The following is a 14,105-nucleotide window of genomic DNA, read 5'->3' as shown; positions in this document are numbered from 1 at the left end:
ACCCAGGAAATTCCATGGCCACCCTGCGACTCGGCGACACCGCCCCCAATTTCACCCAGGACTCCAGCGAAGGCGAGATCGACTTCTACCGATGGGCCGGCGACTCGTGGGTGGTGCTGTTCTCGCATCCCGCCGATTTCACGCCCGTGTGCACCACCGAACTCGGCAAGACCGCGGCCTTGTCGGGCGAGTTCGCCAAGCGCGGCGTGAAGCCGATCGCGGTCAGCATCGATCCGGTGGACAAGCACAAGCAATGGATCGGCGACATCAACGAGACGCAGAACACCACGGTCGACTTTCCGATCCTGGCCGACCCCGACCGCAAGGTGGCCGACCTCTACGACCTGATCCACCCGAACGCCTCGACCACGGCCACCGTGCGCAGCGTCTTCGTGATCGATCCGAAGAAGGTGATCCGCACCACCATCACCTATCCGGCGAGCACCGGGCGCAACTTCGACGAGATCCTGCGCGTGATCGACTCGCTGCAGCTGACCGACAGCCACAAGGTGGCGACACCGGTGAACTGGAAGGACGGCGACGACGTCGTGATCCTCCCGAGCCTGCAGGACCCGGCCGAGCTGGCCGAGCGCTTTCCGAAGGGCTTCAAGGCGATCCGGCCCTACCTGCGCATCACGCCGCAGCCGAACCGCTAGCCGTCGGGCCCGGGAAGTAGCGGTTGGCGGGGCGCGGCAGGCCGAGGTTCTCGCGCAAGGTGGCGCCCTCGTACTCGCGCCGGAAGATCCCGCGCCGCTGCAGCTCGGGCACCACCTTGTCGGCGAAGGCGTCGAGCCCGCCCGGCAGCCACGGGAACATGATGTTGAAGCCGTCGGAGCCCTCGCTGTCCAGCCACTCCTGCATTTCGTCGGCGATGGTCTGCGCAGTGCCGACGAAGGCCAGGCCGCCGTAGCCGCCGAGGCGCTGCGCCAGCTCGCGCACCGTGAAGCCCTCGCGCTCGGCCAGCGCGATCACGCGCTGCTGGCTGCTCTTGCTCGCGTTGGTGTCGGGCACCGCGGGCAGCGGCCGGTCGGGGTCGAACTTCGATGCATCGACGCCGAGCGAGATCGACAGCGATGCGATCGCGCTCTCCCAGTGCACCAGGCTGTCGAGCCGCGCGCGGATGGCGCGCGCCTCCTCGACCGTGTCGCCGACCACCACGAAGGCCGCCGGCAGGATCTTGAGGTGATCGCGCTCGCGGCCCAGCGCCGCGAGCCGGCCCTTGACGTCGGCATAGAAGCTGCGGCCCTCGTCGAGCGTGCCGTGCGCGGCGAAGATGAGCTCGGCCGTCTCGGCCGCGAGCTGCCTCCCGGGCTCGGAGGCACCGGCCTGCACGATCACCGGCCAGCCCTGCACCGGCCGCGCGATGTGCAGCGGGCCGCGCACCGAGAAGTACGGCCCCTTGTGGGCCAGCGTGTGCAGGCGCGCCGGATCGAAGTAGCGGCCGCTCGCGGCGTCGCGGACGAAGGCGTCGTCGGCCCAGCTGTCCCAGAGCCCGGTCACCACGTCGTGGAACTCGCGCGCCCGCGCATAGCGCTCGTCGTGCGCCATGTGGTGTTCGAGGCCGAAGTTGAGCGCGGCATCGGGGTTGGAGGTGGTGACGATGTTCCAGCCGGCGCGGCCATTGCTCAGGTGATCGAGCGAGGCGAAGCGGCGCGCCACGTGGAAGGGCTCGTCGAAGGTGGTCGAGGCGGTCGCCACCAGGCCGATGCGCTCGGTGGCCTGGCTCAGCGCCGACAGCAGCGTGAAGGGCTCGAACGAGCTCACGGTGTGGCTGCGCTGGAGCGCCTCCATCGGCATGTTGAGCACCGCGAGGTGGTCGGCCATGAAGAAGGCGTCGAAGCGCGCGCGCTCCAGCGTCTGGGCGAAGCGCCTGAGGTGGGCGAAGTTGAAGTTGGCGTCGGCGAAGGCGCCCGGGTAGCGCCAGGCGCCGGTGTGGATGCTGACGGGGCGCATGAAGGCGCCGAGCTTGAGTTGGCGGTTCGAGGACATGGCTGCACTTGTACGCGATGGCCATCGATGCCGCCAAAGACGGATTTCCTCGAAGCTTATGCCTTGCCTGTCCGAGCCCGTCCCGCACGCGCGGCCCCAACGGAAAGCGCATCTGCAAACTCGCATTCGTTCGTTGGCGGGCCCGCTGCGCGTGCGCAGAATTCGCCGGCATCCACTCCTTCTTCATTGATCGGCTCACCATGTCCTTTCGCAATCCCGAAGTCCTCGCACCCCGCCTGCTGTCCGTGCTGCGCATCGTCTCGGCCTTCCTGCTGATCCAGCATGGCTCGGCCAAGCTGCTCGGCTTTCCTCGCGTGGCCTTCTTCGACAACCTCCAGATCTTCTCGCTGCTCGGCGTCGCCGGCATCCTCGAACTGGTGGGCGGCGTGCTGCTGCTGATCGGCTTGTTCACGCGGCCGACCGCGTTCGTCCTCTCGGGCCTGCTGGCCTTCGCCTACTTCCTCGGCCATGCGACCAAGGGCTTCGTGCTGGTCCCGTTCCTGAACCAGGGCGAGGCCGCGGTGCTGTTCTCGTTCGTGTTCCTGTACATCGCCGCGGCGGGTGCCGGTCCGTGGAGCGTCGACGCGCTGCGCACCAGGGGCTCGGCCACGGCGCCTTCGCCCGCGGCGGCGTAGTCGGTTGATTTGGCTATATGCAACTGACTTAACGGTCGTTCCACTTCGCGCCGGCGCTTCGGACAATCGCGATCGCTTTTTCCTGACGACTCCATGAGCTCTTCCATGCCACACGCTTCCACCAAAGACTTCAAGCCTGACTCCCCGGATGGCTCCATCTGGCAGATCCTGCGCGACATCGCGCTCAGTACGCTCGTGGTCTGCGCCATCGCGCTCATCACCGGCTTCCTGGCCGCCACCTCGGCGCATGCACAGGCGCCCAAGGGAGAACTGCGCATCGGCTACCAGAAGTCGGCGAGCCTGTTCGTGCTGCAGAAGGCGCAAGGCAGCCTGGAGAAGAAGCTGCAGCCGCTCGGCTTCGGCGTGAAGTGGGTCGAGTTTCCGGCCGGCCCGCAACTGCTCGAGGGCCTCAACGTCGGCGCCGTCGACGTCGGCTACGTGGGTGAGGCGCCGCCGATCTTCGCCCAGGCCGCGGGCGCGAAGTTCGTCTACTTCGGCCACGATCCGGCGGCGCCGAGGGCCGAGGCGATCCTGGTCACGAAGGATTCGCCGATCCGCTCGGTCGCCGACCTCAAGGGCAAGAAGGTGGCGCTCAACAAGGGCAGCAACGTGCACTACCTGCTGGTGAAGCAGCTCGAGAAGAACGGCCTCAAGTTCAGCGACATCCAGCCCGTCTACCTCGCTCCGGCCGACGGCCGCGCCGCATTCGAGAGCAAGAACGTCGATGCCTGGGTCATCTGGGATCCGTTCCAGGCCGCTGCCGAGAAGGCGACCGGCGCCCGTGTCCTGGCCGACGGCACGCCCGGCGTGGTCAACAACTACCAGTACTACCTGGGCGAGCGCGGTTTCGTCACGAAGCATCCGAAGGTGATCGAGGCGCTGTTCGAGGACTCGGTGGCCCAGGGCATCTGGCTCAAGAAGAACCTGCGCCAGGCGGCCGAGCAGATCGCGCCGCTGCAGGGCCTGCCTATCGACGTGGTCGAGCTCGCGCTGCAGCGCTACGAGTTCAACGTGAAGCCGATCACGGCCGAGGTCGCGGCGGACCAGCAGAAGATCGCGGATGTCTTCTTCGACCTGAAGCTGATCCCGAAGGCGATCAAGGTCAGCGACGCGGTCGTCGTGGCCAAGCCCTGAGCGGCCGGCACCGACGGAGTCCAACGCGCATGAACGACATGACAACCCGACCCTTCTCCCGACTCCTGCGGCGCACGCTGCTGGCCGCCGGCATCGCGCTGGCCGCGACGGTCACCGTGGCCCAGACCCAGGCGCCGGTTCGCATCGGTTATCAGAAGTCGTCCACGCTGATCGCCGTGCTCAAGGCGCAGGGCGCGCTCGAGCGCGAGCTCGCGCCGCTGGGCGTGAAGCTGACCTGGCACGAGTTCACCAGCGGCCTGCCGCTGCTCGAGGCGCTCAACCTCGACAACCTCGATTTCAGCGCCGATGTCGCCGACACCGTGCCGGTGTTCGCGCAGGCCGCAGGGGCGCAGCTCACTTTCGTGGCCCAGGAGGCGCCTTCGCCGACCGCGCAAGCGATCGTGGTGCGCGCCGACTCGCCGCTCAAGTCCCTCGGTGACCTCAAGGGCAAGAAGATCGGCGTGGCCAAGGGCTCCGGAGGCCACTACCTGCTGCTGGCCGCGCTCGACAAGGGCGGGGTGCCGCTGAAGGACATCGAGGTCGCCTACCTGACGCCCGCGGACGGTCGCGCGGCCTTCGAGAAGGGGGCGATCGATGCCTGGGTGATCTGGGACCCGTTCCTGTCGGCGGCGCAGCGCCAGGCCGGCGTGCGCGTGCTTGCCGACGGTACCGGCATCGCCTCCTACCAGCGCTACTACCTCGCCTCGACCAAGTTCGCGCAGTCGCGCCCGGATGTGCTGCGCGTGATCTACGCCGCGCTCGACAAGGCGGGCAAGTGGGTCAAGAGCAACCCGCGGGAGGCCGCGGAACTGCTGGCCCCGGTGTGGGGGCTCGACGTCGCCACCGTCGAACAGGCCAACGCGCGGCGCAGCTACGAGGTCCGCCGGGTCGTGCCCGCCGGCCTCGGCGAGCAGCAGCGCATCGCCGATGCCTTCTTCGCCGAGAAGCTGCTGCCGCGTCGCGTCGACACCCTGCAGTCCGCGCTCTTTCAACCCATCCGATAAACCCAACGCCATGAGGCAGGCCCGAGGAGGCCCGATGTCGAGCAACTGGAAATTCGAAACCCTCTCGGTGCACGCCGGCTATTCGCCCGAGCCGACCACGCGCGCCGTCGCGCCGCCGATCTACCAGACCGTGGCCTATGCGTTCGACAGCGCGCAGCATGGCGCAGACCTGTTCGACCTCAAGGTGCCGGGCAACATCTACTCGCGCATCAACAACCCGACCCAGGACGTGCTGGAGCAGCGCGTCGCGGCGCTCGAGGGCGGCATCGCGGCGCTGGCGCTGGCCTCGGGCCAGGCGGCCGTGACCTACGCGATCCAGACCATCGCCGAGGCGGGGGACAACATCGTCAGCAGCACCGCGCTCTACGGCGGCACCTACAACCTGTTCGCCCACACGCTGCCGCAGTACGGCATCACGACGCGCTTCGCCGACCACCGCGACCCGAAGAGCTTCGAGCCGCTGATCGACGGCAGGACCAAGGCCATCTTCGTCGAGTCGCTCGGCAACCCGGCCGGCAACATCACCGACATCGCGGCCATCGCCGAGATCGCGCACCGGAACGGCGTGCCGCTGATCGTCGACAACACCGTGCCCTCGCCCTACCTGAGCCGGCCGATCGAGCACGGGGCCGACATCGTGGTGCATTCGCTCACCAAGTACCTGGGCGGCCACGGCACCAGCATCGGCGGTGCCATCGTCGACTCGGGCAAGTTCCCTTGGGGCCAGCACAAGGAGCGCTTCAAGCGGCTCAACGAGCCCGACGTGAGCTACCACGGCGTGGTCTACACCGAGGCGCTCGGTGCCGCGGCCTACATCGGCCGCGCTCGCGTCGTGCCGCTGCGCAACACCGGTGCGGCGATCTCGCCCTTCAATGCCTTCCTGATCCTGCAGGGGATCGAGACGTTGGCGCTGCGCATGGACCGCATCAGCAGCAACGCACTGGCGGTGGCGCAGCACCTGAAGCAGAGCAAGTCCGTGAAGTGGGTCAACTACGCGGCGCTCGAGGACCATCCCGACCACGCGCTGGCGCGCAAGTACCTCGGCGGCAAGGCCAGCGGCGTGCTGACCTTCGGCATCGGCGCCGGCCGCGAAGGCGGCGCGAGGTTCCTCGACGCGCTGCAGCTCTTCACGCGGCTGGTCAACATCGGCGACGTGCGCTCGCTGGCGACGCATCCGGCGTCGACCACGCACCGCCAGCTCTCGCCCGAGGAACTGGCCCGCGCCGGCGTGACCGAGGACACGGTCCGCCTGTCGGTCGGCATCGAGCACATCGACGACCTGCTGGCCGATCTCGACCAGGCCCTGGCGGCCGCCTGACCCCCTTGCCGTCCAACCCCGATCTCCCATCCCGATTCAAGCAGGACCCCATGCCACCCACCATCACCGCCATCAATGTCCGCAACCAGTTCCGCGGCAAGGTCCGCGAGATCATCCGCGGCAACGTCGTCTCCGAAGTCGATGTCGAGACGCCGTTCGGCATCGTCACCTCGGTCATCACCACGCGCTCGGTCGACGAACTCGAGCTGAAGATCGGCTCGGACGTGGTGGCCCTCGTCAAGTCGACCGAGGTCTCGATCGCCAAGCTCTGAGGCCATCGCCGCTTCGCGCCCGATTTCCCGCTGCCCCGATCCCCCGTGTCGACGCCGTCCGCCCGCCTTCCCGTCGTCCTGGCCCGCGCGGCCGGATCGGGACAGCCCGCCTGGCGCCGCTGGAGCCGGCAGCTGCTGCCACGCCTGGCCGGCTGGCCCTTTCCGCTGGCCGTCCTGCTCCTGTGGTACTTGGGCGCACGCTTCGAGTGGATCGCACCGCAGGTGCTGCCGTCGCCGGCTGCCGTCTGGAGCACGCTGCTCGACCTCTTCGACACCGGAGAGATCTGGGGTCATCTGCGGGTCAGCCTCACGCGCGTCTTCGCCGGCTTCGCGGTCGGCCTGGTCGCCGGCGGCGCGCTCGGTGTCGCGATGGGCCTGTGGCCGACCTTCAAGGACTACGTCTATCCGCTCTTCAAGGCCTTCAGCCAGATCCCGGTGCTGGGCTGGCTGCCGCTCCTGATGCTGCTGGTCGGCATCGACGAGGCGCTCAAGGTGATCCTGATCGCGAAGGCGGCGCTGGTGCCGGTGGCGCTCAACACCCTGAAAGGCATCGAGGGCGTGCCGACCCGCTACATCGAGGTCGCCCGCGTACTGCGGTTCACGCGCTGGCAGCTCCTGACCAAGGTGGTCTTCCCGTCCGCCTTCGCGCCGATCTGGAACGGCGTTCGCTACGGCTTCACCCATGCCTGGCTGGCCCTGGTGGTGGTCGAGCTGCTGGCCTCCAGCGAGGGCATCGGCTTCCTGATCGTCTATGGCCGGCAGCTGTTCCAGCTCGACGTCGTGCTGGCCGCGGTGGTGGTGGTCGGTACCGTGGGCTTCGCGCTCGACCGGGCGCTGGCGCTGATCGAGACCCGGCTCACGCGCTGGCGCCGGGCCGGATTCTGAGTGATGGCTCGAGGGCAGACACTGAGCGCGCAGCGGCCGGCCCGCCATCCGGTGCCGAAGGCGCTGCGCGGCTGGGTCATCCCGGCCGGCCTGCTGGTCCTTTGGTGGACGGCCTTCCATTTCGGCTGGAGCAGCTCGGCGCTGCTGGTTTCGCCCGCTGCAGTGTGGGAGCGTGCGCTGCGCTACACCGCCAGCGGCGAGCTGAAGGCGGCGTTGGGCGCCAGCCTGTGGCGCAACCTGGCGGGATTCGCGATCGGCGCGACCGGCGGGCTGGTCTTCGGCGCCGCTCTGGGTTTCTCGCGGCTGTTCGAACGCGCGGTGGGGCCGAGCTTTCACACGCTCAAGCAGATCTCGCTGTTTGCCTGGATCCCGCTGATCTCCGTCTGGTTCGGCCTGGGCGATGCGGCCAAGGTGGCTTTCCTGTCGCTCGCGGCCTTCTTTCCGGTGGTGCTGAACACCTTCGAAGGCATCCGCAGCGTGCCGCGCGAGTTCATCGAGGTGGCGCGCGTGCTGCGCTTCGATCGCCGCCAGATGCTGACGCGGGTGGTGCTGCCGAGCGCCTCGCCGTCGATCTTCGCGGGCATCCACCTGGCGCTCATCTACGCCTGGCTGGCGACGCTCGGAGCGGAGTACCTGCTGGTGGCCGGCGTCGGCATCGGCAACACCATGATCGACGGCCGCGAACACTTCGAGATGGACCTGGTGATCTTCGGCGTGATCGTGGTCGGCCTGGTCGGCTTCACGCTCAACTGGATCGCGACGCGGGTCGAGCAGCGCCTGCTGGCATGGCGCGGCCGGTCGGTGGCGCAGTTCTGAACGGCAACCCGAGAGAGATCCCATCATCATGGCGAACAACGCAGGCACGCTCGACATCCGGCACCTGAGCAAGCAATACGACGTCGACGGCGCGCCGCTGCAGGTGCTCGACGACATCTCCCTGCGGATCGAGCCGGGCGAGTTCGTCAGCATCGTGGGCACCAGCGGCTGCGGCAAGTCGACCTTGCTGCGCCTGCTGGTGGGGCTCGAAGAGGACTACCAGGGCGAGCTGCTGCTCGACGGCCGGCGCATCGTCGGCACCAGCCTGGACCGGGGCATCGTGTTCCAGGAGCACCGGCTGTTTCCCTGGCTCACGGTCGAGGACAACATCGCGCTCGGGCTCCTCAACGCGCCGCTGACCGAAGGGCAGAAGCGCTTCGCCGTGCGCGACCACATCGCGCTGGTCGGCCTGAAGGGCTTCGAGAACGCATGGCCGCACCAGCTGTCGGGCGGCATGGCACAGCGCGTGGCGATCGCCCGTGCGCTCGTGAACCGGCCGGAGATCCTGCTGCTCGACGAACCCTTCGGCGCGCTCGACGCGATCACGCGCTCGCAGCTGCAGCAGGAACTGCAGCGCATCTGGCAGGCCGAGGGCATCACGACGGTACTGGTCACGCACGACGTCGAGGAGGCGGTGTTCCTCGGCGACAAGGTGGTGGTCATGGAGCCGCGGCCGGGCCGGGTCCGCCGCGTGGTGCCGGTGCCGCTGCCGCATCCGCGCAACCGCACGTCGCCGGACTTCGCCGAGCTCAAGGAAGCCGTTCTGGCGGAGTTCGGCGCCTCGTCCGGGGCAGCCGTCTCCCTGGCGGAGCACGACGCGCTGGCGGGCGCGCTCTGACCCATCCCTTCCGTTTCTTCGAACCCAGGACCCTCCCATGAGCTTCTCTCTCGCTTCAGTCGGCCGCCGGCCGTTCGTGGCTTTCGCCGTCGCCCTCGCCACCCTGGGAGGAGCGGCCGCCGCGCATGCCGCCGACCTGCCACGGGTGATCCGCCTGGCGGCGCCCGAACAGGGCAGTGCCGGCAAGTCGTTCGCCGGTGCCGGGCCGGTGTCGCTGGCCTACGCGAGCAAGGCGATCGAGGCCGAGTTCGAGAAGGACGGCGTCAAGGTCGAATGGAAGTTCTTCAAGGGCGCCGGCCCGGCCATCAACGAGGCGCTCGCCACCGGCCAGCTCGACGTCGTCTTCCTCGGCGACCTGGCGGGCGTCATCGGCCGCGCCAGTGGCCTCAAGACCCGGGTGGTGCATGCCGGCGGCCGCGGCAGCAACAGCTATCTCGCGACCGCGCTGGGCTCGAACATCCAGAGCTTCAAGGACTTGAAGGGCAAGCGGGTGGCGGTGCTGCGCGGGACGGCCTACCAGCTCTCGTTCAACCGGCTGCTCGAAGACCAGGGCCTGACCGAGAAGGACGTGCGCTTCACCAATCTCGACTGGCCGACCTCCAAGGCGGCGCTCGTGAGCAAGGACATCGATGCCACCTTCGGCGGCTCCGACCTGCAGCTGCTGAAGCTCGCGGGGACGGCCGACATCCCGGTCAGCACCCGCGGCAAGGGGCCGATCTACGGCATCAACTCGGGCACGATCGCGACCGACGATTTCGCGACCAGGTACCCGGAGGCGCTCACGCGGCTGGTCAAGGTGCTGGTCCGGCAGGCGCATGCGGCCTCGCTCGACGAGGGCAAGCGCAATGAACTGTTCGCCCGCTTCCATGACATCAGCGGCCTGCCGGTGGCGCTGTTCGCCACCGATTTCGAAGGGACGATCCTCAAGGACCGCTACTCGCCGCTGCTCGACAACGGCTTCGTGTCGCACTACGCCGACGTGATCGACGGCGCGAAGAAGGTCGGCATCATCCGCCAGACCTTCGATGCGCAGGCCTGGGTCGATCCCTCCTTCCTGAACCGCGCGCTGAAGGAGCTCAAGCTCGAGGGCTACTGGGCACCCACCAATGCCGCCGGCCTGGTGGCGGCGCGATGAGCGGCCGGACCGCTGGCCGGGAGCAGCCATGAGTGCCGTCCTGAACCCGTGGCCCGGCGCCGCGACGATCCCGGCCGTGAAGGCCGAGCTCAACTACCTGGCGCCGGGCGTTGCCCGCCCGGTCAGCTACACCTTCGAGCCGCCCGCGGGCGTGCCCTGGAGCACCGGCGACATACGGCCGCAACGGGTGACGATCCAGGACGGCCGGGCGCTGGCAGCGCTGGGCGAACTGTCGCTCGATCGCAGCGGCTTCTCCCCGCTCGCGCACCGCAGCAGCGTCGCTGATTTCAGCGACGATGCGCTCATCCGCGACCAGTACTACGCGGAGTCGGCCGAACTGCTGCGGGCCGAGACCGGTGCCGAGAAGGTGGTCGTCTTCGATCACACGCTGCGCGACAGCGCCAACGGCTCGCGCGCCACGCGGAGCCTGCGCGAACCCGTGCAGCGGGTGCACAACGACCAGACCCTTGTCTCGGGCCCGCGCCGCGTGCGCGACCATCTGCCGGCCGACGAGGCGGCCGAACGCCTGCAGCACCGCTTCGCGATCATCAACCTGTGGCGTCCGCTGGCGACCGTGGAGCGGCTGCCGCTGGCGCTCTGCGATGCGCGCTCGATCGCGCCCTCGGACCTGGTGCCCAGCGACCTGGTCTATCCCGACAAGGTCGGCGAGACCTATTCGTTCCTGCACAACCCCGATCACCGCTGGTACTGGTTTCCGCGGCTGCGCAGCGACGAGGCGCTGCTGCTGAAGATCTACGACTCGCGCGAGGACGGGACCGCGCGGCTGACGGCGCACACCGCCTTCGACCTTCCCGACACGCCCGCCGACGCGGCGCCGCGCCGCAGCATCGAGCTGCGGGCGCTGGTGTTCTGGGCCCCGGAGGCCGCATGAGCAATCCGCGCAGGCAGATGCACCTCGGTGCCTTCTTCTTCGGCGTCGGCCATCACCTGGCGGCCTGGCGCCACCCGGACGTCGACCCCGGCGCGGCCAGCAGCATCGAGTCGCTGAAGGCCTGGACGCGCATCGCGGAGGACGCGAAGTTCGACGCCATATTCTTTGCCGACAACGTGGGCATGCCGGGCCCGCCCGACGAGGTGGTGGCGAAGAATGCGCTGTGGTATCCGCTCGATCCGCTCATCACGCTGGCGGCGCTGTCGCAGTCGACCACGCACATCGGGCTGGTGGCCACGGTCTCGTCGACCTACCTGCCGCCCTATCACCTGGCGCGCAAGTACGCGGCGCTCGACCAGGTCAGCCAGGGCCGCAGCGGCTGGAACCTCGTGACATCGGGCAGCGACTTCGAGGCCCGCAGCTTCGGCCTCGACCAGCAGCTCGCGCATGCGCACCGCTATGCCCGCGCCCACGAGTACGTGAAGGTCGTCAAGGGCCTGTGGGACAGCTGGGAGGACGATGCCTTCATCCACGACAAGGAGGCCAACCGCTTCTTCGACCCGGCCAGGCTGCACCGCGTGGCGCACCAGGGCGAGCACTACAAGGTGCATGGCGCGCTGCAGACGCCGCGATCGCCGCAGGGCTATCCGGTGCTGGTGCAGGCGGGTTCTTCGGGCGATGGCCAGGACCTGGCCGCTGCCACGGCCGAGGTGGTGTTCACGGCGCAGCAGAGCGCCGAGGCGGCGAGGGCGTTCTACGGCGGCCTCAAGGGCCGGCTCCCCGCGCACGGCCGCAACGCCGACCAGCTCAAGATCCTGCCCGGCATCTCGCCCTTCGTCGGCCGCAGCCAGCAGGAGGCCCAGGAGAAGTTCGAGCAGCTGCAGGGCCTGATCGATCCGGTGCTGGGCATCGGCCTGCTGTCGACCTTCCTCGGCAATGTCGACCTGAGGGGCTACGACATCGACGGGCCCTTTCCGCAGGACCTTCCGGTCACGGAAGGCTGGAAGAGCCGGCAGGAACTGTTCGAGGGAATGGCCCGGCGCGAGAACCTGTCGATCCGCCAGCTCTACGAGAAGGTGGCCGGTGCACGGGGCCACTGGACCCTGGTCGGCACCGCCGAATCGATCGCCGACCAGCTCGAGCACTGGTTCAGCACCGGCGCGGCCGACGGCTTCAACGTGCTGGCGCCGACCTTGCCGCATGGCCTCAAGGACTTTGCCGAGCTGGTGATTCCCGAGCTGCAGCGGCGCGGCCTGTTCCGCACGGCCTACGAGGGCCGCACGCTTCGCGAGCACCTGGGACTGGCGCGGCCCGTCCATCCTGGTGCACGGCATCGGGCCACGGGCCCATAGATGAGATGGTTGTTAAGAATTGACTTTTCAGTAGTTTGTGCTGGCTGTGACGACGCCTAAAGTGGGCTATCGCCATCACGGCGAGCCAAGCAACCACCCTACAACGGAGCATCCTTTCATGTCATCGGACGTCGAGACCCTCGCACTTCCGGCCGCGCTGGAGCAAGCCCAGGCCGCAGCCGAGCAACACAACCTGGCCTATGCCGGCGGCGTCGCGCCGCCGGTCGCATGGCAGCTGGTCCAGCGGCGCGAAGCGGTGCTGGTCGACGTGCGTTCGGGCGAGGAACGCAAGTTCGTCGGCCACGTGCCCGAGAGCCTGCATGTGCCATGGGCCACCGGCACCGCGCTGACGCGCAACCCGCGCTTCGTGCGCGAGCTGGAGGCCAAGCTGGCCAAGGACGGCGGCAAGGACGCCGTGGTGCTGCTGCTGTGCCGCAGCGGCAAGCGCTCGGCGCTGGCGGCCGAGGCGGCGGCCAAGGCGGGCTTCACACATGTCTTCAACGTGCTGGAGGGATTCGAGGGCGAGATCGATGCCGACCAGCACCGCGGCTCGGCCGACGGCTGGCGCTTTCACAAGCTGCCCTGGGTCCAGGACTGAGCACGCGCGGCGCGCGACCGAATCGAGGAGGAAAACAATGTCGGGATTCGATGTCGACCAGGTGGTCGGGGCGCTGCGCAGCGTGCGCGGCGAATGGCGCGATGCGCAGAAGCGTTCGCGCGAGCCCGCCGGTCGGGAGTTCCCGTCGCGCGACGCGCTGTCGGTGGTGATCGAGCAGCTGAAGGGCGCGCTCTTTCCGATGCGGCTCGGCCCCTCGGACCTGCGCCACGACGGCGAGGACTTCTACGTCGCCCACACGCTGGATGCCGCCTTGCATGCCTTGCTGGAGCAGGCGCGGCTCGAACTTCAGTACGTCGGGCGCCATGCGCCGCGCGCGGCGACCGAGATCGATGCCCAGGCGCGCGAGGCCGTGCATGCATTCGGCGCCGCCCTGCCGGGCATTCGCCGGCTGCTCGACAGCGACGTGACCGCGGCCTACCAGGGCGACCCGGCGGCGCACAGCGTCGACGAGGTGCTGCTGTGCTATCCGGGCGTGCTGGCGATGATCTACCACCGGCTGGCGCACCAGCTCTACAGGCTGCAGCTGCCGCTGCTGGCGCGCATCGTGGCCGAGCTGGCCCACGGACAGACCGGCATCGACATCCATCCGGGCGCGCAGATCGGCAGCGGCTTCTTCATCGACCACGGCACCGGTGTCGTGATCGGCGAGACCGCGGTGATCGGCCAGCGCGTGCGGGTCTACCAGGCGGTGACCCTCGGCGCCAAGCGCTTTCCCGTGGATGCCCACGGCCTGCTCCAGAAGGGCCTGCCGCGGCATCCGGTGGTCGAGGACGAGGTCGTGATCTATGCGGGCGCGACGATCCTCGGGCGGGTCACGATCGGCCGCGGCGCGGTCATCGGCGGCAACGTCTGGCTGACCGGCGACGTGCCGGCCGGCGCCAGCGTGACCCAGGCCGGCGTGCAGAACGCCGCGCCGGTCGGCGAAGCCCTCGCGGTGGCCGCGCGGTGAGCGCGCTGGTCGAGCGCTTCGGCGTGACCGTGCGCCAGCTGCGGGTGCAGAACGGCTGGTCGCAGGTGCAGCTGGCCGAACGCTCGGAACTGGATCGTTCCTATGTCGGCGAGATCGAGCGCGGCCGCGTGATCGCCTCGATCGTCACGGCCGAGAAGCTGGCCTTCGCATTGCAGATCGACGTCGCCGCCTTGCTCTCGCGCTGCCAGCTGCTCGACCAGCAGCGTGCCGGCCAGCTCATCAGTTTGGCGGCTATAGCCCGTTGAG

At 68.9% G+C, this 14,105-nt stretch carries 16 protein-coding genes; 15 read left to right on the top strand and 1 reads right to left on the bottom strand.

Annotated features, from left to right (window positions below; all coding sequences use genetic code 11):
* The first annotated feature begins 14 nt into the window (after window positions 1–14).
* Window positions 15–656 (top strand): peroxiredoxin, encoded by a 642-nt coding sequence (locus QTI45_RS26645; protein ID WP_286656466.1) that lies wholly within the window; start codon window positions 15–17, stop codon window positions 654–656.
* Here the strand turns inward: QTI45_RS26645 and QTI45_RS26640 are convergent.
* Complete coding sequence (locus QTI45_RS26640) at window positions 634–1,989, bottom strand: LLM class flavin-dependent oxidoreductase (RefSeq protein WP_286656465.1); 1,356 nt, start codon at window positions 1,987–1,989, stop codon at window positions 634–636. The two genes, QTI45_RS26645 and QTI45_RS26640, sit on opposite strands and share 23 nt — an antisense overlap.
* A gap of 200 nt (window positions 1,990–2,189) precedes the next feature.
* On the opposite strand from QTI45_RS26640, the gene QTI45_RS26635 reads away from it, so the two are divergent.
* From QTI45_RS26635 to QTI45_RS26570, 14 genes are all read left to right on the top strand, one after another.
* Window positions 2,190–2,624 (top strand): DoxX family protein, encoded by a 435-nt coding sequence (locus tag QTI45_RS26635; protein ID WP_286656464.1) that lies wholly within the window; start codon window positions 2,190–2,192, stop codon window positions 2,622–2,624.
* Window positions 2,625–2,729: 105 nt separating this feature from the next.
* The gene (locus QTI45_RS26630; protein ID WP_286656463.1) at window positions 2,730–3,758 is read left to right on the top strand and encodes a sulfonate ABC transporter substrate-binding protein; all 1,029 of its coding nucleotides are present in this window, start codon (window positions 2,730–2,732) and stop codon (window positions 3,756–3,758) included.
* 38 nt (window positions 3,759–3,796) lie between these two features.
* Entirely contained in the window at window positions 3,797–4,762 is a 966-nt protein-coding gene (locus QTI45_RS26625; protein WP_286656697.1) for an aliphatic sulfonate ABC transporter substrate-binding protein, read from the top strand.
* A 34-nt stretch (window positions 4,763–4,796) separates the two neighbouring features.
* Window positions 4,797–6,080: an O-acetylhomoserine aminocarboxypropyltransferase/cysteine synthase family protein gene (locus QTI45_RS26620; RefSeq protein WP_286656462.1), complete on the top strand. Its 1,284-nt coding sequence runs from the start codon at window positions 4,797–4,799 to the stop codon at window positions 6,078–6,080.
* A 50-nt stretch (window positions 6,081–6,130) separates the two neighbouring features.
* A complete protein-coding gene (locus QTI45_RS26615; protein ID WP_286369723.1) occupies window positions 6,131–6,352 on the top strand; it encodes a TOBE domain-containing protein in 222 nt (73 codons plus the stop codon).
* 45 nt (window positions 6,353–6,397) lie between these two features.
* Entirely contained in the window at window positions 6,398–7,237 is an 840-nt protein-coding gene (locus QTI45_RS26610; protein ID WP_444813314.1) for an ABC transporter permease, read from the top strand.
* 3 nt (window positions 7,238–7,240) lie between these two features.
* Entirely contained in the window at window positions 7,241–8,053 is an 813-nt protein-coding gene (locus tag QTI45_RS26605) for an ABC transporter permease (RefSeq protein WP_286656461.1), read from the top strand.
* Between the two features lie 28 nt (window positions 8,054–8,081).
* Entirely contained in the window at window positions 8,082–8,891 is an 810-nt protein-coding gene (locus tag QTI45_RS26600) for an ABC transporter ATP-binding protein (RefSeq protein ID WP_286656460.1), read from the top strand.
* Window positions 8,892–8,928: 37 nt separating this feature from the next.
* Window positions 8,929–10,026 (top strand): ABC transporter substrate-binding protein, encoded by a 1,098-nt coding sequence (locus QTI45_RS26595; protein WP_286656459.1) that lies wholly within the window; start codon window positions 8,929–8,931, stop codon window positions 10,024–10,026.
* 28 nt (window positions 10,027–10,054) lie between these two features.
* Complete coding sequence (locus QTI45_RS26590; protein ID WP_286656458.1) at window positions 10,055–10,918, top strand: CmcJ/NvfI family oxidoreductase; 864 nt, start codon at window positions 10,055–10,057, stop codon at window positions 10,916–10,918.
* Window positions 10,915–12,270, top strand: coding sequence for an LLM class flavin-dependent oxidoreductase (locus QTI45_RS26585; protein WP_286656457.1), 1,356 nt, complete (start codon window positions 10,915–10,917; stop codon window positions 12,268–12,270). The genes QTI45_RS26590 and QTI45_RS26585 overlap by 4 nt, the downstream gene beginning before the upstream one ends.
* 118 nt (window positions 12,271–12,388) lie before the next feature.
* Window positions 12,389–12,868, top strand: coding sequence for a rhodanese-like domain-containing protein (locus tag QTI45_RS26580; RefSeq protein WP_286369717.1), 480 nt, complete (start codon window positions 12,389–12,391; stop codon window positions 12,866–12,868).
* A gap of 37 nt (window positions 12,869–12,905) precedes the next feature.
* A complete protein-coding gene (gene epsC / locus QTI45_RS26575; protein WP_286656456.1) occupies window positions 12,906–13,838 on the top strand; it encodes a serine O-acetyltransferase EpsC in 933 nt (310 codons plus the stop codon).
* Complete coding sequence (locus tag QTI45_RS26570; protein WP_286369715.1) at window positions 13,835–14,104, top strand: helix-turn-helix domain-containing protein; 270 nt, start codon at window positions 13,835–13,837, stop codon at window positions 14,102–14,104. The genes epsC and QTI45_RS26570 overlap by 4 nt, the downstream gene beginning before the upstream one ends.
* Window position 14,105 lies beyond the last annotated feature (1 nt).

The sequence above is a fragment of the Variovorax saccharolyticus genome (genome assembly GCF_030316765.1).
In the GTDB taxonomy this organism is placed as follows: domain Bacteria; phylum Pseudomonadota; class Gammaproteobacteria; order Burkholderiales; family Burkholderiaceae_C; genus Variovorax; species Variovorax saccharolyticus.
Note: the sequence above shows the minus strand (reverse complement) of the source record. Positions and strands in the feature narration are given on the sequence as shown.

Excerpts from the sequence above, each read along its gene's own strand:
- QTI45_RS26645 (WP_286656466.1), top strand. The coding sequence starts at position 15 with ATGGCCACCCTGCGACTCGGCGACACCGCCCCCAATTTCACCCAGGAC.
- QTI45_RS26640 (WP_286656465.1), bottom strand. The coding sequence starts at position 1,989 with ATGTCCTCGAACCGCCAACTCAAGCTCGGCGCCTTCATGCGCCCCGTC.
- QTI45_RS26635 (WP_286656464.1), top strand. The coding sequence starts at position 2,190 with ATGTCCTTTCGCAATCCCGAAGTCCTCGCACCCCGCCTGCTGTCCGTG.
- QTI45_RS26630 (WP_286656463.1), top strand. The coding sequence starts at position 2,730 with ATGCCACACGCTTCCACCAAAGACTTCAAGCCTGACTCCCCGGATGGC.
- QTI45_RS26625 (WP_286656697.1), top strand. The coding sequence starts at position 3,797 with ATGACAACCCGACCCTTCTCCCGACTCCTGCGGCGCACGCTGCTGGCC.
- QTI45_RS26620 (WP_286656462.1), top strand. The coding sequence starts at position 4,797 with ATGTCGAGCAACTGGAAATTCGAAACCCTCTCGGTGCACGCCGGCTAT.
- QTI45_RS26615 (WP_286369723.1), top strand. The coding sequence starts at position 6,131 with ATGCCACCCACCATCACCGCCATCAATGTCCGCAACCAGTTCCGCGGC.
- QTI45_RS26605 (WP_286656461.1), top strand. The coding sequence starts at position 7,241 with ATGGCTCGAGGGCAGACACTGAGCGCGCAGCGGCCGGCCCGCCATCCG.
- QTI45_RS26600 (WP_286656460.1), top strand. The coding sequence starts at position 8,082 with ATGGCGAACAACGCAGGCACGCTCGACATCCGGCACCTGAGCAAGCAA.
- QTI45_RS26595 (WP_286656459.1), top strand. The coding sequence starts at position 8,929 with ATGAGCTTCTCTCTCGCTTCAGTCGGCCGCCGGCCGTTCGTGGCTTTC.
- QTI45_RS26590 (WP_286656458.1), top strand. The coding sequence starts at position 10,055 with ATGAGTGCCGTCCTGAACCCGTGGCCCGGCGCCGCGACGATCCCGGCC.
- QTI45_RS26585 (WP_286656457.1), top strand. The coding sequence starts at position 10,915 with ATGAGCAATCCGCGCAGGCAGATGCACCTCGGTGCCTTCTTCTTCGGC.
- QTI45_RS26580 (WP_286369717.1), top strand. The coding sequence starts at position 12,389 with ATGTCATCGGACGTCGAGACCCTCGCACTTCCGGCCGCGCTGGAGCAA.
- epsC (WP_286656456.1), top strand. The coding sequence starts at position 12,906 with ATGTCGGGATTCGATGTCGACCAGGTGGTCGGGGCGCTGCGCAGCGTG.